The organism is Bacillus sp. AM1(2019) (assembly GCF_009906915.1).
Classification (GTDB): domain Bacteria; phylum Bacillota; class Bacilli; order Bacillales; family Bacillaceae; genus Bacillus; species Bacillus velezensis.
On sequence record NZ_CP047644.1, the window covers coordinates 219,476 to 238,759 of the forward strand.

General features: G+C 48.2%; 12 protein-coding genes and 3 rRNA genes. 8 read left to right on the plus strand and 7 right to left on the minus strand.

The window, feature by feature from the left end:
• The first annotated feature begins 64 nt into the window (after positions 1–64).
• From GNE05_RS01345 to rrf, 3 genes are all read left to right on the plus strand, one after another.
• Positions 65–1,614 (plus strand): 16S ribosomal RNA (locus GNE05_RS01345).
• Between the two features lie 233 nt (positions 1,615–1,847).
• Positions 1,848–4,777: ribosomal RNA gene (locus tag GNE05_RS01350) — 23S ribosomal RNA — on the plus strand.
• 50 nt (positions 4,778–4,827) lie between these two features.
• Positions 4,828–4,943: ribosomal RNA gene (gene rrf, locus GNE05_RS01355) — 5S ribosomal RNA — on the plus strand.
• Together the 16S, 23S and 5S rRNA genes form the textbook arrangement of a ribosomal RNA operon.
• A 95-nt stretch (positions 4,944–5,038) precedes the next feature.
• Here rrf and GNE05_RS01360 read toward each other — a convergent pair.
• The gene (locus GNE05_RS01360; RefSeq protein WP_201741794.1) at positions 5,039–6,250 is read right to left on the minus strand and encodes an MFS transporter; all 1,212 of its coding nucleotides are present in this window, start codon (positions 6,248–6,250) and stop codon (positions 5,039–5,041) included.
• Positions 6,251–6,479: 229 nt separating this feature from the next.
• Here GNE05_RS01360 and GNE05_RS01365 point away from each other — a divergent pair, with 229 nt between their 5' ends.
• The 5 genes from GNE05_RS01365 (at position 6,480) to GNE05_RS01385 (ending at position 12,473) form a co-directional block, all read left to right on the plus strand.
• Positions 6,480–7,748 (plus strand): aspartate aminotransferase family protein, encoded by a 1,269-nt coding sequence (locus GNE05_RS01365; RefSeq protein ID WP_015416683.1) that lies wholly within the window; start codon positions 6,480–6,482, stop codon positions 7,746–7,748.
• A complete protein-coding gene (locus GNE05_RS01370; protein WP_060562965.1) occupies positions 7,745–8,695 on the plus strand; it encodes an inositol monophosphatase family protein in 951 nt (316 codons plus the stop codon). Before GNE05_RS01365 ends, GNE05_RS01370 begins: the two co-directional genes overlap by 4 nt.
• Positions 8,670–9,716: a zinc-dependent alcohol dehydrogenase gene (locus GNE05_RS01375; protein ID WP_003156784.1), complete on the plus strand. Its 1,047-nt coding sequence runs from the start codon at positions 8,670–8,672 to the stop codon at positions 9,714–9,716. The genes GNE05_RS01370 and GNE05_RS01375 overlap by 26 nt, the downstream gene beginning before the upstream one ends.
• 231 nt (positions 9,717–9,947) lie before the next feature.
• Positions 9,948–11,381 carry a SulP family inorganic anion transporter gene (locus tag GNE05_RS01380; protein ID WP_061890401.1) on the plus strand — a complete coding sequence of 478 codons (1,434 nt, stop codon included), beginning with the start codon at positions 9,948–9,950 and terminating at the stop codon, positions 11,379–11,381.
• Positions 11,382–11,531: 150 nt separating this feature from the next.
• Entirely contained in the window at positions 11,532–12,473 is a 942-nt protein-coding gene (locus tag GNE05_RS01385; protein WP_094031904.1) for a bile acid:sodium symporter family protein, read from the plus strand.
• Here the strand turns inward: GNE05_RS01385 and GNE05_RS01390 are convergent.
• The 6 genes from GNE05_RS01390 to GNE05_RS01415 form a co-directional block, all read right to left on the minus strand.
• On the minus strand, positions 12,462–13,214 hold the full coding sequence (locus tag GNE05_RS01390) for an alpha/beta hydrolase (protein ID WP_160182335.1): 753 nt from the start codon (positions 13,212–13,214) through the stop codon (positions 12,462–12,464). The genes GNE05_RS01385 and GNE05_RS01390 overlap by 12 nt on opposite strands.
• On the minus strand, positions 13,211–14,221 hold the full coding sequence (gene feuC / locus GNE05_RS01395) for an iron ABC transporter permease FeuC (RefSeq protein WP_032870282.1): 1,011 nt from the start codon (positions 14,219–14,221) through the stop codon (positions 13,211–13,213). The genes GNE05_RS01390 and feuC overlap by 4 nt, the downstream gene beginning before the upstream one ends.
• 1 nt (position 14,222) lies before the next feature.
• Entirely contained in the window at positions 14,223–15,230 is a 1,008-nt protein-coding gene (locus tag GNE05_RS01400) for a FecCD family ABC transporter permease (RefSeq protein WP_160182336.1), read from the minus strand.
• A gap of 19 nt (positions 15,231–15,249) precedes the next feature.
• Complete coding sequence (locus GNE05_RS01405; RefSeq protein WP_003156778.1) at positions 15,250–16,206, minus strand: ABC transporter substrate-binding protein; 957 nt, start codon at positions 16,204–16,206, stop codon at positions 15,250–15,252.
• 87 nt (positions 16,207–16,293) lie between these two features.
• A complete protein-coding gene (gene btr / locus GNE05_RS01410; protein ID WP_160182337.1) occupies positions 16,294–17,889 on the minus strand; it encodes a bacillibactin transport transcriptional regulator Btr in 1,596 nt (531 codons plus the stop codon).
• A 137-nt stretch (positions 17,890–18,026) separates the two neighbouring features.
• Positions 18,027–19,271, minus strand: a complete 1,245-nt coding sequence (locus GNE05_RS01415; RefSeq protein WP_017419292.1) for an exo-beta-N-acetylmuramidase NamZ family protein — start codon at positions 19,269–19,271, stop codon at positions 18,027–18,029.
• Positions 19,272–19,284 lie beyond the last annotated feature (13 nt).

The window sequence follows — 19,284 nt, forward strand, 5'->3', positions numbered from 1 at the left end:
ACGTACCTGTTAATTCAAAGTTTTAAATAAATCGCACAGCGATGTGCGTAGTCAGTCAAACACTTTATCGGAGAGTTTGATCCTGGCTCAGGACGAACGCTGGCGGCGTGCCTAATACATGCAAGTCGAGCGGACAGATGGGAGCTTGCTCCCTGATGTTAGCGGCGGACGGGTGAGTAACACGTGGGTAACCTGCCTGTAAGACTGGGATAACTCCGGGAAACCGGGGCTAATACCGGATGGTTGTTTGAACCGCATGGTTCAGACATAAAAGGTGGCTTCGGCTACCACTTACAGATGGACCCGCGGCGCATTAGCTAGTTGGTGAGGTAACGGCTCACCAAGGCGACGATGCGTAGCCGACCTGAGAGGGTGATCGGCCACACTGGGACTGAGACACGGCCCAGACTCCTACGGGAGGCAGCAGTAGGGAATCTTCCGCAATGGACGAAAGTCTGACGGAGCAACGCCGCGTGAGTGATGAAGGTTTTCGGATCGTAAAGCTCTGTTGTTAGGGAAGAACAAGTGCCGTTCAAATAGGGCGGCACCTTGACGGTACCTAACCAGAAAGCCACGGCTAACTACGTGCCAGCAGCCGCGGTAATACGTAGGTGGCAAGCGTTGTCCGGAATTATTGGGCGTAAAGGGCTCGCAGGCGGTTTCTTAAGTCTGATGTGAAAGCCCCCGGCTCAACCGGGGAGGGTCATTGGAAACTGGGGAACTTGAGTGCAGAAGAGGAGAGTGGAATTCCACGTGTAGCGGTGAAATGCGTAGAGATGTGGAGGAACACCAGTGGCGAAGGCGACTCTCTGGTCTGTAACTGACGCTGAGGAGCGAAAGCGTGGGGAGCGAACAGGATTAGATACCCTGGTAGTCCACGCCGTAAACGATGAGTGCTAAGTGTTAGGGGGTTTCCGCCCCTTAGTGCTGCAGCTAACGCATTAAGCACTCCGCCTGGGGAGTACGGTCGCAAGACTGAAACTCAAAGGAATTGACGGGGGCCCGCACAAGCGGTGGAGCATGTGGTTTAATTCGAAGCAACGCGAAGAACCTTACCAGGTCTTGACATCCTCTGACAATCCTAGAGATAGGACGTCCCCTTCGGGGGCAGAGTGACAGGTGGTGCATGGTTGTCGTCAGCTCGTGTCGTGAGATGTTGGGTTAAGTCCCGCAACGAGCGCAACCCTTGATCTTAGTTGCCAGCATTCAGTTGGGCACTCTAAGGTGACTGCCGGTGACAAACCGGAGGAAGGTGGGGATGACGTCAAATCATCATGCCCCTTATGACCTGGGCTACACACGTGCTACAATGGACAGAACAAAGGGCAGCGAAACCGCGAGGTTAAGCCAATCCCACAAATCTGTTCTCAGTTCGGATCGCAGTCTGCAACTCGACTGCGTGAAGCTGGAATCGCTAGTAATCGCGGATCAGCATGCCGCGGTGAATACGTTCCCGGGCCTTGTACACACCGCCCGTCACACCACGAGAGTTTGTAACACCCGAAGTCGGTGAGGTAACCTTTTAGGAGCCAGCCGCCGAAGGTGGGACAGATGATTGGGGTGAAGTCGTAACAAGGTAGCCGTATCGGAAGGTGCGGCTGGATCACCTCCTTTCTAAGGATTTTAACGGAATATAAGACCTTGGGTCTTATAAACAGAACGTTCCCTGTCTTGTTTAGTTTTGAAGGATCATTCCTTCAAAACATAGGAACACCTGCTAAATGCGCCACTTCCTGTGGCAACGCATGTGTTAGCATGTCCTATGCGTTGTTCTTTGAAAACTAGATAACAGAAGTAATTCACATTCAATTAGTAATGCAAGATATCACGTAGTGATTCTTTTTAACGGTTAAGTTAGAAAGGGCGCACGGTGGATGCCTTGGCACTAGGAGCCGATGAAGGACGGGACGAACACCGATATGCTTCGGGGAGCTGTAAGCAAGCTTTGATCCGGAGATTTCCGAATGGGGAAACCCACCACTCGTAATGGAGTGGTATCCATATCTGAATACATAGGATATGAGAAGGCAGACCCGGGGAACTGAAACATCTAAGTACCCGGAGGAAGAGAAAGCAAATGCGATTCCCTGAGTAGCGGCGAGCGAAACGGGACCAGCCCAAACCAAGAGGCTTGCCTCTTGGGGTTGTAGGACACTCTGTACGGAGTTACAAAGGAACGAGGTAGATGAAGAGGTCTGGAAAGGCCCGCCATAGGAGGTAACAGCCCTGTAGTCAAAACTTCGTTCTCTCCTGAGTGGATCCTGAGTACGGCGGAACACGTGAAATTCCGTCGGAATCCGGGAGGACCATCTCCCAAGGCTAAATACTCCCTAGTGACCGATAGTGAACCAGTACCGTGAGGGAAAGGTGAAAAGCACCCCGGAAGGGGAGTGAAAGAGATCCTGAAACCGTGTGCCTACAAGTAGTCAGAGCCCGTTAACGGGTGATGGCGTGCCTTTTGTAGAATGAACCGGCGAGTTACGATCCCGTGCAAGGTTAAGCAGAAGATGCGGAGCCGCAGCGAAAGCGAGTCTGAATAGGGCGAATTGAGTACGTGGTCGTAGACCCGAAACCAGGTGATCTACCCATGTCCAGGGTGAAGTTCAGGTAACACTGAATGGAGGCCCGAACCCACGCACGTTGAAAAGTGCGGGGATGAGGTGTGGGTAGGGGTGAAATGCCAATCGAACCTGGAGATAGCTGGTTCTCTCCGAAATAGCTTTAGGGCTAGCCTCAAGGTAAGAGTCTCGGAGGTAGAGCACTGATTGGACTAGGGGCCCCTACCGGGTTACCGAATTCAGTCAAACTCCGAATGCCGATGACTTATCCTTGGGAGTCAGACTGCGAGTGATAAGATCCGTAGTCGAAAGGGAAACAGCCCAGACCGCCAGCTAAGGTCCCAAAGTATACGTTAAGTGGAAAAGGATGTGGAGTTGCTTAGACAACCAGGATGTTGGCTTAGAAGCAGCCACCATTTAAAGAGTGCGTAATAGCTCACTGGTCGAGTGACTCTGCGCCGAAAATGTACCGGGGCTAAACGTATCACCGAAGCTGCGGACTGTTCTTCGAACAGTGGTAGGAGAGCGTTCTAAGGGCTGTGAAGCAAGACCGGAAGGACTTGTGGAGCGCTTAGAAGTGAGAATGCCGGTATGAGTAGCGAAAGAGGGGTGAGAATCCCCTCCACCGAATGCCTAAGGTTTCCTGAGGAAGGCTCGTCCGCTCAGGGTTAGTCGGGACCTAAGCCGAGGCCGAAAGGCGTAGGCGATGGATAACAGGTTGATATTCCTGTACCACCTCCTCACCATTTGAGCAATGGGGGGACGCAGGAGGATAGGGTAAGCGCGGTATTGGATATCCGCGTCCAAGCAGTTAGGCTGGGAAATAGGCAAATCCGTTTCCCGTGAAGGCTGAGCTGTGATGGCGAGCGAATTATAGTAGCGAAGTTCCTGATTCCACACTGCCAAGAAAAGCCTCTAGCGAGGTGAGAGGTGCCCGTACCGCAAACCGACACAGGTAGGCGAGGAGAGAATCCTAAGGTGATCGAGAGAACTCTCGTTAAGGAACTCGGCAAAATGACCCCGTAACTTCGGGAGAAGGGGTGCTCTGTTAGGGTGCAAGCCCGAGAGAGCCGCAGTGAATAGGCCCAGGCGACTGTTTAGCAAAAACACAGGTCTCTGCGAAGCCGTAAGGCGAAGTATAGGGGCTGACGCCTGCCCGGTGCTGGAAGGTTAAGAGGAGCGCTTAGCGTAAGCGAAGGTGCGAATTGAAGCCCCAGTAAACGGCGGCCGTAACTATAACGGTCCTAAGGTAGCGAAATTCCTTGTCGGGTAAGTTCCGACCCGCACGAAAGGCGCAACGATCTGGGCACTGTCTCAACGAGAGACTCGGTGAAATTATAGTACCTGTGAAGATGCAGGTTACCCGCGACAGGACGGAAAGACCCCGTGGAGCTTTACTGCAGCCTGATATTGAATGTTGGTACAGCTTGTACAGGATAGGTAGGAGCCTTGGAAACCGGAGCGCCAGCTTCGGTGGAGGCATCGGTGGGATACTACCCTGGCTGTATTGACCTTCTAACCCGCCGCCCTTATCGGGCGGGGAGACAGTGTCAGGTGGGCAGTTTGACTGGGGCGGTCGCCTCCTAAAAGGTAACGGAGGCGCCCAAAGGTTCCCTCAGAATGGTTGGAAATCATTCGCAGAGTGTAAAGGCACAAGGGAGCTTGACTGCGAGACCTACAAGTCGAGCAGGGACGAAAGTCGGGCTTAGTGATCCGGTGGTTCCGCATGGAAGGGCCATCGCTCAACGGATAAAAGCTACCCCGGGGATAACAGGCTTATCTCCCCCAAGAGTCCACATCGACGGGGAGGTTTGGCACCTCGATGTCGGCTCATCGCATCCTGGGGCTGTAGTCGGTCCCAAGGGTTGGGCTGTTCGCCCATTAAAGCGGTACGCGAGCTGGGTTCAGAACGTCGTGAGACAGTTCGGTCCCTATCCGTCGCGGGCGCAGGAAATTTGAGAGGAGCTGTCCTTAGTACGAGAGGACCGGGATGGACGCACCGCTGGTGTACCAGTTGTTCTGCCAAGGGCATCGCTGGGTAGCTATGTGCGGACGGGATAAGTGCTGAAAGCATCTAAGCATGAAGCCCCCCTCAAGATGAGATTTCCCATTCCGCAAGGAAGTAAGATCCCTGAAAGATGATCAGGTTGATAGGTCTGAGGTGGAAGTGTGGCGACACATGGAGCTGACAGATACTAATCGATCGAGGACTTAACCAATTTGAATGTATGCTTACTGTTATCTAGTTTTGAGAGAACACTCTCAATGGTTTGGTGGCGATAGCGAAGAGGTCACACCCGTTCCCATGCCGAACACGGAAGTTAAGCTCTTTAGCGCCGATGGTAGTCGGGGGTTTCCCCCTGTGAGAGTAGGACGCCGCCAAGCTATCTTAACCCAGTTTATGATGAACTGGGTTTTTTATATGGAAGATCACATAGATATATAAAGCTAATGCCTTTGAAAGGCATTAGCTTTTTTGTTTACATTGATTTTGCTTTGCTGTTATGATTTTGAAGATTGTTTGATTTTATTGTCTCGAGCATTCTTAAACTGAACACAATCAGCAGCATAAGGAGCATCAGTGCAGTAAACAGCCAGAATGCAGTTTGTGCGGGATATTCATCTAAGCTCCAGCCGACGGCGATCGGAAGGAGTGAACCTCCTAATCCGTTTGAAGCGAGCAGAATACTGGTAGTTGTTTCTGTCTTTCCGGGATAAAAATGATTCGTGATGATTAGGGCTATTGCAAACATGCCTGCCATGAACAATCCTAAAAAGAAGCAAAGGGCAAAACCGAACCATACGTTTTTACTTAATGCTAATACGGTAAGTGCTGCCAGACCGCCAATGCTTATGAGACGAAGATAACGGTGATATGTCAGCTTTTCTGATACCGGGCCTGTTAATAACCTTCCGATGATCATACCCGTCCAATACACTGTAACTGTTATTGTTGCCAAAGAGTTGGGGATATCCCATTTCTCAGCGAAGATGGAGGGGATAAAATGTACAATGGAAACTTCACTGCCGCCGTAAAAGAAGAAGTAAGCACCCGCCAAGGCAATAAACAGCAATCCTTGTGACCGATAACCGGTGCTTTCTTTTTGAGTGTCAGCAGAAGAGACCTCTTTGCGGATGAGAAGCTGATCAATACTGCCGAAACTCATCTGCTTCCATGCGATTAAAAGTGCAAAACTGGATAACCCTAATACTAAAAAAGCAATTGTCCACATGTGGTTGTTGATAAGAAAGCCTGAGAGCAGAGGCATGAACAGCGCACCTAATCCGTAGGCCACTTCCATCTTGCTCATGGCCATAGCCTGTCTTTCTTTAATAGCGGTGAGGATGATCGTGCCTACGCAGGATTCCACCAGTCCGGCGCCAAGCCCTGCGATGCTGACGAGAAAAAAGAGCAGCGGCCAGGGCGGCAGGAAGGTGATGAACATTTCACAGCTGATGAGTGCCAGGCCAAAGATAACGACGTTTTTGCGCCCAAGCTTTTTCACCATGTATGGCATTCCGATGACACCGATGAGAAAGCCCATGAACTGAGAGAATACCAATACTCCGCCATTACTGTAGCTTTGTGAATAATGTGTGAGTAACTCAGGCAGTACGGCTCCCAGAATAACAAGTGTAAAAGCAATCGATCCATAAGAAAAACAGCTTATCCACAGCAGACGAGTTTTCATCATTTTATCTCCTTATTGGTAAAATAATAGTTCTCTCTACTCGTATGACCATGATGTTTTTACAAAAAATCCAAGTATTGTTACTATATCACATAACATTTTCTCGTACATCCCTTATGGTAACGTTAACAAATTGTTAACATTTTTTACAAGAAAGATCGTTGACATTATTTTCAATAATTTATACGATAAAAAGCGAAATTCTAATAATTTCATAGGGGTGGTATTTGTGGGAACGAAGGAAATCACGAATCCAGACAGCTTGTATTACAGTGTTGACGATGTAGTAATGGAGCGCGGAGAAGGGATTTACCTGTACGATCAAGAGGGAAATGAGTACATTGATTGCGCTTCTGCCACATTTAACTTGAATTTAGGATACGGTAACAAAGAAGTCATTGATACGGTTAAAGAACAAGCCGATAAGCTGATCCATGTGACATCATCTTTTCAAACAGACGCCGTAAATAAACTGGCAGAAAAACTAGTAGAAATCGCCCCCGATAATCTCACAAAAGTACACCCTAAAGTCAGCAGCGGTTCCGGTGCAAATGAAGGAGCTATTAAAATGGCTCAGTATTACTCCGGAAAAACCGATGTCATCTCCTTATTTCGAAGCCACCTCGGACAAACGTATATGACTTCCGCTTTGTCCGGCAACTCATTCAGAAAAGAACCTTTCCCGCCGCAAATTTCTTTTGGCCTGCAAGTTCCCGATCCGTATTGCAGCCGCTGTTTTTATAATCAGAAACCTGATTCATGCGGTATGCTGTGCGTAGAAAGAATTAATGATTTTATTGAGTATGCGAGCAATGGAAAAATTGCCGCCATGATTATTGAACCGATATCCGGAAACGGTGGAAACGTCGTTCCGCCTAAAGAGTATTTTAAACAGCTGAGAAAGCTTTGTGATGAACATGATATCGCCCTGATTTTTGATGAAATTCAGACCGGGTTCGGACGGACGGGCAAAATGTTTGCCGCGGACCACTTCGATGTGAAACCTAATATGATGACGGTAGCAAAAGGGCTCGGGGGCACAGGCTTCCAAGTCGCCGCCACTCTGACGGAGGACAAGTATACCGGGCTTCCGGGGTATACGCACTCCTTCACGTACGGCTCAAATGTGATGGCCGCCGCTGCCGCTTGTAAAACCATAGATATCATGCAGCGTCCGGGATTTTTGGAAAATGTAACGACGGTCGGTCATTATATTATGGATCGCTTAGAAACGATGAAAGAGGATTTCGCTTTTATTTCTGAGGTAAGAGGCGTCGGTCTTATGATCGGTGTGGAGATTGTGAAAGAGAACAATGAACCGGATGTGGACCTGACCAATTATATTGCTAAACGGGCAATGGATTACGGGCTGATTCTCCGGACATCCCGTTACGGATTCGGAAATGTATTTAAAATCCGTCCGCCTTTAACCATAACACTTAGTGAAGCCGAAGTGCTCTGCTACAGACTTCGCAAGCTATTGGAGGAAATCAAGTGAGAGACTATATCATTGAGCTTGGACAATTTGTTTATCAAAAGGTGAAAAATCAAAAAGGCACGCTGAAAAACCGGCTCGTAAACGGCTATTCTCCGGGAGGCGACGCCCAATTTAACATAGACGCCGCTGCTGAGGAGGCGGTGCTGGATTATATTCAAGAAAAGGGCCATCCGGTTGCTTTTTACACGGAGGATGGCGGCCTGAAGCTGATTGGAGAAGATCCGCAATATATTTTAATTGTAGATCCGATAGACGGAACGCGCCCGGCCGCCGCGGGACTTGAAATGTCGTGTATTTCGATTGCGCTTGCTTCGTATAAGCCAAACGCAAAGATTAAGGATATCGAATTTGCTTTTTTGCTTGAATTGAAATCAGGCGCTTATATGTACGGTGATATATACAGCGATGCCATTCATTTTGAAGGGTATCATGGAGAATTGCCGAATTTGAGCGAAGTGCGGGATATTAAAAATATGTTTTGGAGCCTTGAATTTAACGGGCATCCGGCGCAGCTGATGACGGACGCATACGGCCATCTGATTGACCAGTCGGCCAATAATGGCGGGGTTTTTGTTTTCAACAGCGCTTCTTATTCGATTTCACGAATTATCACGGGGCAGATGGATGCTTATGTGGATATCGGCAATCGTCTGCTGAAAGATGATCCGAAGCTGCTTTCAGATTTTCAGCAGGTCGGGAACGGACAGGTGCTGCATTTGTTTCCTTATGATATTGCCGCAAGCGTCTTTTTGGCGAAGAAGGCGGGAGTGGTCATTACGGATGCGTACGGCCGGTCTTTGGACGAAACGCTTCTGACAGATTTAAGTTATCAGAATCAGCAATCATGTATTGCGGCATCAACGAAGGAGCTTCATCAAACATTGTTAGACCAAATCCGCTGGGGCAGAAAGGAAGAGAAATATGAAGGCGTTGGTCTGGACTCCTAATGATAAGCTTGAATATCAAGAGGTGGACGAGCCTCAAATTCGGAAATCCAATGATGTGAAAGTGAAAATTTTCGGCACCGGTATCTGCGGAACGGACTTAAATGTGCTGAAAGGAAAAATGAATGCAACCCATCATATGATTATGGGGCATGAATCGGTGGGAGCGGTCGTGGAAATCGGACCGGACGTGACAAATGTAAAAGTCGGAGACCGGGTCGTGATAGATCCTACACAGTTTTGCGGGAAATGTCATTATTGCCGGAGAGGGCTGACGTGTTATTGCGAAACCTTCGAGGATTGGCAGCTCGGAATCGGGGCGCACGGAACGTTTGCGGAATATTACGTGGGGGAAGACAGGTTCATGTACAGAATTCCGGATTCAATGGAATGGGAGCGGGCCACATTGGTTGAGCCTCTCTCCTGTGTGCTGAATGTTGTGGACAAGGCTTCGATTCAGCCGGAGGACTCGGTCTTGGTTTTGGGATCCGGACCGATCGGACTGCTTGTGCAAATGATGGTGAAAAAACTGGCGCGATTGACGGTTGCGACTGAAATAGGCAGTTTCCGAAGCGAGGCGGCGAGCCGGATATCTGATTATGTCTACCACCCTGAAGCATTAACCGTGGATGAAGTGAAACGGATTAATCAAGGAAGAAAATTTGATGTGATTTTTGACGCGATCGGCAACCAGCTTGATTGGGCTTATCCTTTTATTGAAAAGGGAGGCAGAATCGTGCCGATGGGCTTTGATGATACGTATGAGATGACGGTCAGGCCGTACCAGCTGCTGTCAAACGGCGTAACGATTGTGGGCACAGGTGAAGCCCGCCAGATCATGGAAGCCGCGTTAGCATGCGCATCCGACCTTCCGCAGCTCTATGATTTTATTACGGAAAAGACGGAACTGAAGAATTATGAAGAAGCCATTGATCATCTCATGGGCATCGACCCGGTGACAAAAGAAAGAAAGGATATCAGCGCAATAAAAACGATTCTTGTGTCTGATCCGGAACTTTTATAAAAGCGGAAACGGCTCCAGTGAGGGCCGTTTTCTTTTCTTATTTATACGGCTTGCACATTTCTTTAAAGTTTAATATGATACTCTTTGTTAACAATTCCTTTCCTCAACGACATTATACTCTGAAGCGTGTCCTCTTTTTCCCCGTAAGCTTGCCTCATATTCCCCAGATGAAAATCAATGTTTCCAACTGATAGGGTGCGGATTTTTATAGTGAAAAGGAGTCGTTATCATTTGAAAGATTATACGTTACAGCAGCAATGGTTCGGGAATGTCCGTAAAGACATTCTGGCCGGTATTCTGGTTGCTCTCGCTCTGATCCCTGAGGCGATCGGATTTTCAATTATTGCAGGTGTCGATCCGATGGTCGGCCTTTATGCATCATTTTGTATCGCGATTATTATTTCTATCTTCGGTGGCAGACCGGGAATGATTTCAGCCGCTACGGGTTCAATGGCGGTTGTCATGGTGACATTGGTGGCTGATTACGGGCTGCAGTATTTGTTTGCGGCAACCATTTTGACAGGTATTATTCAATTTATTCTTGGTGTCAGTAAGATAGCGAAATTGATGAAATTTATTCCGCGTTCGGTCATGATCGGATTTGTGAATGCTTTGGCGATCTTGATTTTTTCTGCGCAGCTGCCGCAGTTCAAAGGAGCTTCATGGGTCATGTATGCCATGCTTGCCGGATCACTGGCTATCATATATCTATTGCCGAAGGTTACGACGGCTGTGCCGTCTCCGCTGGTGGCGATTATTGTCATGACGATCATTGCGGTGGTCTTCCATGCGGATGTCCGCACGGTCGGTGATATGGGCGGGATCACAAGTTCACTTCCGCATTTCTTGATACCGGATGTTCCGTGGACGTTTGAGACATTGCGGATTATTTTCCCGTATTCTCTGGCGCTTGCTTTCGTCGGATTACTCGAGTCATTGCTGACAGCCCAGATCATTGATGAAATGACGGATACGGATAGTGATAAGAACAAAGAAAGCCGCGGACAAGGCATCGCCAATATTGTGAACGGATTTTTCGGAGGCATGGCCGGATGCGCCATGATCGGCCAGTCTGTCATTAATACGAAAGCCGGCGGACGCGGCCGGTTATCGGCTTTTACCGCCGGCGCGTTTTTAATGTTTTTAATTGCCGTATTAAGCGGTATCGTCGTGAAAATTCCGATGGCTGCGCTGGTGGCCGTGATGGTTATGGTGTCTATCGGCACGTTCGACTGGTCATCGATTAAAGGTTTGCGGAAAGCGCCCCTTACTGATTCGATCGTTATGGTTATTACCGTCATGACGGTCGTCCTGACAAATGATTTATCAAAGGGTGTCTTCGCGGGTGTGCTGCTAAGCGCGATCTTTTTTACGGCTAAAATTTCTAAGCTGAAGATTGTGTCACATTCCGAACAGAAAGATGTCAGAACTTATAAGGTAACGGGACAGATCTTTTTTGCTTCCGTGTCTGAGCTCATAAATGCCATCGTTTATGATGAAGACGTGAAGCGGATTGTCATTGATTTGACCGATGCCCACGTGTGGGATGATTCGGGAGCGGCGGCTCTTGAGAAAATTGTCGCCAAATGTAAAGAATACGGAATTGAGGCTGAATTAAAGGGATTAAATCAGAAAAGCCGAGATTTAATGAAACAAATGGCATAGAATTTGTGAAGTCCGGATGAATATATCCGGGCTTTTTTTCGGTTAAATTTGCCGGGGGGCATTGTTATAATGAATGAGACTTGAAAACCGTATATAGGAGACTTGCATATGATGTGGCTTCAGAAGTTGAACCAAGTGTTGGGGAGAATCATGCCGCTTTTGACTCCGTCAAGTGTGGCGGCGGGTGTGCTGTTATCTCAGCATATCAGCTGGATGGCCGGCGCTGTGCCGTGGATATTTGCATTTATTACATTTACGGGCAGTCTGAGTGCCAATTTTCATTCGCTGAAGCGCAGTATCGAGAAGCCGCTCCCGATGATCATGGCATTGTTTGTTCTGCATATTTTCATGCCTGTTTTTGCATGGGGAAGCGGCCATCTGATTTTCAGCGGTGACCCTTTAACTGTGACGGGGCTGATTATGGGTGTGGTGATTCCGACCGGAATTACGAGTTTGATTTGGGCTGCGATGTATAAGGGGAATGTCGGATTGACGCTGTCTATTATCCTGGTTGATACCGTGCTTTCTCCTTTTATCGTACCGTTAAGCCTGTCTGTCCTGGCCGGGGCGAATGTTCAGATGGATGTGTGGGGAATGATGAAAGGGCTGGCGGAGATGGTGGTGATTCCATCCATCGCAGGGATGATAGTCAACCAGTTTTCCCCGCCGGTAAGGACTCAGGCAATAAGCCGGTCGCTGTCTCCTTTTTCAAAAATCTGTCTGATGATTGTCATTGCCATTAACAGTTCGGAAATCGCGCCGTATGTCACGCACGTGGATATCAAATTTGCGGGCATCGCTGGCATGGTATTTTTTATTGCCATGACGGGTTATGCCGTGGCATGGCTGATCGGAAGGCTGATGAAGCGGAGCCAGGATGAAATTGTGTCTCTGATTTATACGGGGGGCATGCGCAATATCAGCGCCGGAGCCGTTCTCGCCGTTTCTTTTTTTCCGTCTCAAGTGGCGGTTCCGGTCGTCATCGGGATGCTTTTTCAGCAAATCCTTGCCGCTTTGTTCGGCTATTTGCTGAGACGCTTTGAACTTAAGCCGGTCGTGATGAAGTATGAAAAAAACCGCTCAGCTACGTGAGCGGTTTTTTCCGTACAGCCAGCTTAGTGCTGCATTGAATTGTCGTTTGAATGCTTCTTGATGGTGCACGGCGCCCTCTTCGATCGTGAAAGAGAGCTGAGATTGAGAAAAGCCTTTTTGCTTGAGGCTTTCGTACACGTCTTTATTTAGTCGGATCATGTTGTTTTGGATGTTGTTTTTATGCTCAGCTTCGCGGCTGCCGACAGACATAAAGATACGCCGCCGTGCCGGACGCAAAGATGCGGAGCGGACATAATCTGCTGATTTTTCATACCAGAAGGAACCGGAAATACAACCGATTCTGCCGAATGTTTCAGGCTTTTGGAGCATCGCGTATATCGAAAACAGTCCGCCTAATGACGCGCCGACCAGTCCTCTCGTTTCCGGATGTGCAGAAATGTGATGCATATCTTCAACAGTGGGAATGATGACATTTGTCAGCTCCTCGAGAAAGAGCCTCCCTTTGCCGCCGAAATCATGAAACGCAGGGCTCAGGGAGGGCGCGGGCCACGGCGTGTACTCATCGAGCCTGTCAGCCGGTTTGATGCCGATGAAAATCAATTCGGGAAGTGTTCCGTTCGCAAATTGGGATTCAAGCTTATCCATCTGTTCTAAAAACAAAAAACCCCCGTCCAGTACGTACACACAGGGTAAAGCCCCTGTTTGAACCGAATAGGGGGGAGGAAGATACACAGTGCATTCCTTTCCGTTTATCCGGTGTTCTGTAAGGGTGCCTCTCATGCATCCAGCCCCTTCTTTTGCTTAAACAGAAGAAAAAAGAAATAAGGAACGCCGAGAATCGCAAGAATAATTCCCGCCGGCACTTCTGAAGGCTGAAAGAACAATTTGCCCGCAAAGTCGGCGGATATGACGAGGAGCATACCGACCAATCCGCTGACCGGTAATGAGTATCTGTGCTCAATCCCGGCGAGCCTGCGGGAAATATGGGGCGCGATCAGTCCGACAAATGCCATGCTGCCCGCTGCGGTTACACATGCGCTGATCAAAGCGATGCAGGCAATGAGTAAAATCGTTTTTTCTTTATTGGTTGAAACACCGAGGCTTTTCACCGTGTCCTCATCGAAACGAATGGTATCCAGCAATGACGTTTTCGCCATAAGCAGAGGAATGAACACGATCAGCCACGGAAGGATCGCCGTAATGGTCATCCAGTTTGCCGACCAGATGCTGCCGTTTTTCCAAACCATCGCCATCTCATAATCCTGCGGGTCCATTTTTAATGAAAGAAATAAAGACAGCGCGCTGAATCCGGAATTCATGGCGATCCCGACGAGAATAATTCTGCCCGATTCCAGATGCCCCCGGTGCCAGGCGAAAATATAGATCAGCACGGCCGCCATCAATCCTCCGATGAGGCCGAAGACAGGCATACCCATCGCAGAGGCAAGTGCCGTCGCTTCAGATTGTCCCTGAAACAGAAGCATAAACGTGACGATTCCGGCTCCGGCTCCTGCATTAATGCCCAAAATACCGGGATCGGCAAGACCGTTTTTGGTAATGGCCTGAATAACGGCTCCGGCTATCCCCAATCCGAGCCCGATGGCAGCAGCCATGACAATGCGCGGCAGCCTCAGCTGAAACAGCAAAATGTCATATTGCGGATTCGGATGGATGCGGAAAAGGGTACTGAGCAGTTCACCCGGCTTTGCGGAAAAAGAACCGCTTGTCATGCTGAAATAGCTTACGAGCAATATGAGAGCAATCAGAATGATATAAATTCCGGCCATTTTACGTACCACGCTGATCCCCTCCTTTTCTTTTAATCAAATAAAGAAAGAAAGGAACACCGATGATAGAAGTGACAACTTCAATAGGCGTCTCAAACGGATAATTGATGAATCGGCTGGCAAGGTCGCAAAGGGTCAGGAAGACGCCGCCGATGATGCACGCGCATGGGATCAGCCTGCTGTAGTCCGATCCGACGAGAAAACGTGTAATGTGCGGAACGACCAAACCGACAAATGCAATTTTTCCGGCGAGTGCCACCGAGCTTCCGGTCAATATGACAACGGCCGCCATCGCCATGAGTTTGATGGTTCTTTTCTGCTGTCCCAGACTTTTTGAAATGTCGTCTCCTAATGATACGGCAGTGACCTTTTTGCTGAGAATCATGGCCGTGATGATTCCGATCGCAAAAAACGGGACGGCCAGTTTCAAAAAATCAGGGTTCATTTGATGCAGTCTCGCACTGTACCAAAAACTGAGATCCTGCGAAATTTGAAAATAAATCGAAAGCGCAGCCGACAGACTGCTGAGAAGCATACTGGTCACCGTTCCGATGATGGCAAGCTGCACCGGGGTAAAACCGCCGGGAAGAATTGAGGCCAGCCCGAAAACAAGAGCGGCGCCGAATGCGGAACCGACAAACGAGTATATGATCATTTCAATGGATGTCGATTGAGGGAGCAATACCATGCAAAGGGTGATGATAAAAGCGGAGCCGTCCGACACACCCATGATTGAAGGCGAGGCCAGATAGTTCCGTGTGATTCCCTGCATGAGCGCTCCGGAAACAGCAAGGGCTGCGCCGATAAACATAGCGCCGGCAGCCCTCGGGATTCTTGAATGCCATATGATCTGGTGGTCGGTATTCTCCGGATTAAAGTGCAGCAATGCGGAGAACACGGTATGGATGTCAAGCTGCTTTGCGCCGTATAAAACGGAAAGCAGCAGTGACAGAACAATGGCAATCGGTGAAGCAATGATAATCATGTGTGTCCGCCGTTTTGCATACATGTGAAAAACCTACTCTTTATTAGTCTTGAGTCAATTTGTCAGCCGCAACCTGTAAGAAGCTGATTTTACTCCACGCGGTTCCGCCTTGGGCTAATGGATCAATCGTATTGACGTATACATGGTCTTTTTTGACTGCCTTCAGGCTCTTCCAGATCGGATTTTTCTCTAAGTCTTTCAAAGCGTCCGGCTTATCTGCGTTTTCGTCATCAGAGAATTGTACGAAGATATGGTCAGGGTTCATTTCGCTTAATTTTTCAAGAGAAATCAGTTCCTGCGCTTTCGCCGCTTTGACTTCGTCCGGCGCCTTCAGGCCTAAATCACCGTAAAGCGTGGAGTTGAAATATACTTGTTCAGGATAAATATAAATATTGCCTTGTCTGATTCTGATGACCAGCGCGTTTGACTGTTTCGCTTTGCTGTTGATCTTTGTTTTTGTCTTTTTCAGGTCCTGTTCGTAATCTGCGATGATTTTTTTCGCTTTTTTCTCTTTATCTGTAAGCTGGGCGAGCAGCATCATGTTTTCTTTCCAGTTTGATGAGATATGAGAGACAGGGATCGTTTCAGCGGTGCCGCTCAATTTTTTCAACGTTTTTTCCGGGAATTTGGTTGATGCCAGAATGACGTCCGGCTGCAGCTCAAGAATTTTTTCCATATTCGGCTGCATTTTTTCCCCCGTTGATACGGATTTATCTGTAATATCTTTAAACAGTTCCGGGAATTTGCCCGAGAAAGAAATTGCTCCTGCGGGATGAACGTCAAGCAATTTGGCGTCTTCCATTGATTCTACGCTGCCTGTAATGGCGATTTTGTCAGTCGGCGCTTTGACTTCATATGTTTTTCCGAGATATTCGATTTTCTTTTTATCTGAAGAAGCGTCCTTTCCTTTACTTGCTGTATCAGATGTTTCTGAGCTTCCGCAAGCCGCGGCCGTGAAAGCCAAAAGCAAAATCATGAAAGCGAATGCCAATTTCTTCATCTATTGTTCCTCCTGTTCAATTGATAACTATTATCAATTGGAATTATAGAGAATGAACAGGGATAAGACCATGGATAATTTCCGGCATTACCATGGACGATCTTCGGATAAAATGGAAATGCTTTGCTCGATCATCCGCTGATGTCCGCTTGGAGAATATTCAATCCACGGGTCAGATGATATGGGAAACACGCGTTTATTGCTGACGGCTCTAAGGTTCTGCCATATCCCGGTCTGCTGAATGCGCTGAAAATAACGAAGCGTTTCCGGCTCTTTACAAGTGAAAAGCATGATGCAGTCAGCCTGGCAATCCGCCAGCATGTCCAAGGAAATCTTTTCGTCAGGAGCAAAAGATTCCGGTTTTGCGGAGGCAAAGCCTAAATCACCGAAGAAGACATCCTCAATACTGTTGTTATGGGCGATGTACATATTTTCTTTATATACACGGACAAATAAGAACCGCTGATGCCGCACGTGTTTCAGAGCATCTTTCGCTGAATGGGCGAGACTTTGATAAGCTTTAAGCCAGTGCCGCGCTTCCTGCTCTTCATTCAAATATGCGGCGGTGCGAAGAAACTGGTCTCTCCAATTTTCTTGAGCCGGAAGGTAAAAAACGTCAGTGATGTCATTCAGGCGCTGTTTTTCTTCTTCACTGACAGAATCAAGACTGAAAATGATGTCCGGGGCAGCTTGGGACAGCGTGTGCAGGTTCTCTTCCCAATTTGCATTATAGCGGTAAGCACTCAGGTGAACCGGAATATCGGAAGAGAATTGTTTGTAATAATAGGCCGTCCATTTCGGGTGCAGCGCCGCAGCATAAGGCACGTGATGCAGAGGAATCAGATGCCCCATCGTTTCTTTTCCGTACGCGGCCATTTTTGTGCGCCTTTTTTTCATATAGCTTGTAGGTGAGCTGCCGGTATGTTTTTTAAAAATACGGCTGAAATAAAATTCGTCCTGGTAGCCGATTTGATGAGCGATTTCCCGCAGTTTGCAGTTTGCCTTGGCCATCAGTTTTTTCGCATTGGTTATGCGGATGTCTGTGATATATTCAGTTACGCTCTGCCCGTATAGTTTTTTAAAGGTTTCACTGTAATGCTTGGGACTGATTCCCGCCATATGAGCGAGCTGGGTGAGCGTGATTTTTGTGTCGGACTGAGCATGAATGAATTGTTTTGTCTGTTCGATCGCCGCTTTCGTATTATTTTGATGGCATACTTTTGCGGCATAAAGGTCGTACATCAGCTGCTGAAAGTCGGCTGTATATTTCATTTTCTGCAATGCATCCGCCGATCGCGCATTTTCAGAAAGTGACTGAAGCCGGCTTGTCAAATGATCAACCGTTTGTAAATTCATTTGCTGAAGTCCGTGGAAGATGTCTTCCCCGTTATTCGGAAGCATCGCTTCATCATCTGATGAGTAGGAGAAAACACGGAGTCTGACGATATACAAATGGATGCCGCCTGACGATATAGGGGCAATATTGAATGTCTCATCACAAGGACAGATGTAGAGCGTTTCCTTCTGCAGCGGAAAGCTGTCTGTTCCGATATCAATTTGTCCCTCGCCTTTCACATGAAAGATCAATACGGGAGAATCAGTGAGCTGATGCTCTGACAGAAGGTCGGCTGTTTTTTTTACGGAGATGATATCAATGGGCTGAAAGAATAATGTGTTTTTCATGAGAAACCACCTTTTAGGAAACATTCATTTAAATGATAACTGTTATCAATGAAATTGTACCAAATAAATGAATGTTTTCCTATAAAAAGCGGAAATGTGAAATGCGTCAAAATGTTACACGTGTAACACGAATTTTGTCAGTATATGAGGTATTGTTTTCTTAGAGTTTTGAATTGGTCCAGCCGGCGTTGATATGTGCCGGTGATGTCTTCAATGGAAGCGCCTTTTTCTATTTTTTTGCGTACCCAGCCGTTACCGATCAGCTTGTCAAAAGAGCCTGTCGGCAAGAACGAAAAGTCATTCGGATATAAGTCATGCATGGTTTTCAGAATGGAGAGCCCTGTTTTTGCCGCTTCAAATGTGTTTCTGTTTGTTACGTAGACTTGTACGCCGTGGCACAGCTTGCCCTGGTGCTTGGAGAAGCTGGGGATAAATGATGCGGCTCTGAAGGTGACGCCCGGAAGCTTGAGACTGTTCAGGCGTTCTTCGAGCTCGGTGCTTTTCATATAAGGCGCGCCGATCAGTTCAAACGGCTTTGTCGTGCCCCTTCCTTCGGATACGTTTGTGCCTTCGATTAGTCCTGTCGCCGAATATGCGAATATGCTGTCCGGGGTCGGGATATTAGGCGAAGGGAGGACGAACGGCAGGCCGGTATCTTCAATCGTCATCGTCCGCTTCCAGCGCTTCATTTTTACGACGGTGAGGTCGGCGCCAATATGAAACTCTTTATTGAATAAAAGAGCAAGCTCACCGATCGTCATGCCGTGCTTCAGCGGGATCGGATACAGTCCGACAAATGAAGCGTAATCCGGTTCAAGAACCGGGCCGTCCGGATTTCGTCCGCCTTGCGGATTCGGCCGGTCCAAGACATAAAAAGGAATGCCTTTTTCTTTGGCCGCTTCCATGGCATAGGCCATTGTATAAATGTAGGTGTAGTATCGCGTTCCGACATCCTGAATATCGAAAATCAGCACATCTGTATCTTTCAGCATGTCAGGCGTCGGTTTCCTCGTTTCCCCGTACAGGCTGTAGACGGGAAGCCCTGTTTTTTCGTCTATATAGGATGTGACTTTGTCTCCGGCCTGAGCATCGCCGCGGACACCGTGCTCCGGTCCGAATAATGCCGTCAATTGGATGTCTGGTGCCTCATACAGCACGTCAACGCTGCTTTTCAATGAATTGTTCACACCGGTCGGGTTGGTGATCAGCCCGACCCTTTTTCCCTTCAGTTCCTGTTTATAATCTTTCAGCAGGCGGTCGATGCCTGTTTGGATGCTTGGTTTCTTGGCGGTATGAAGGTTTCTGTCAGAAGCCGCCGAGACTGCCGTCATGGCACTGATGACGACTAATCCGGCAAGAAGCGCAGCCGTTTGTTTTTTCATGATCAGTCCTCCT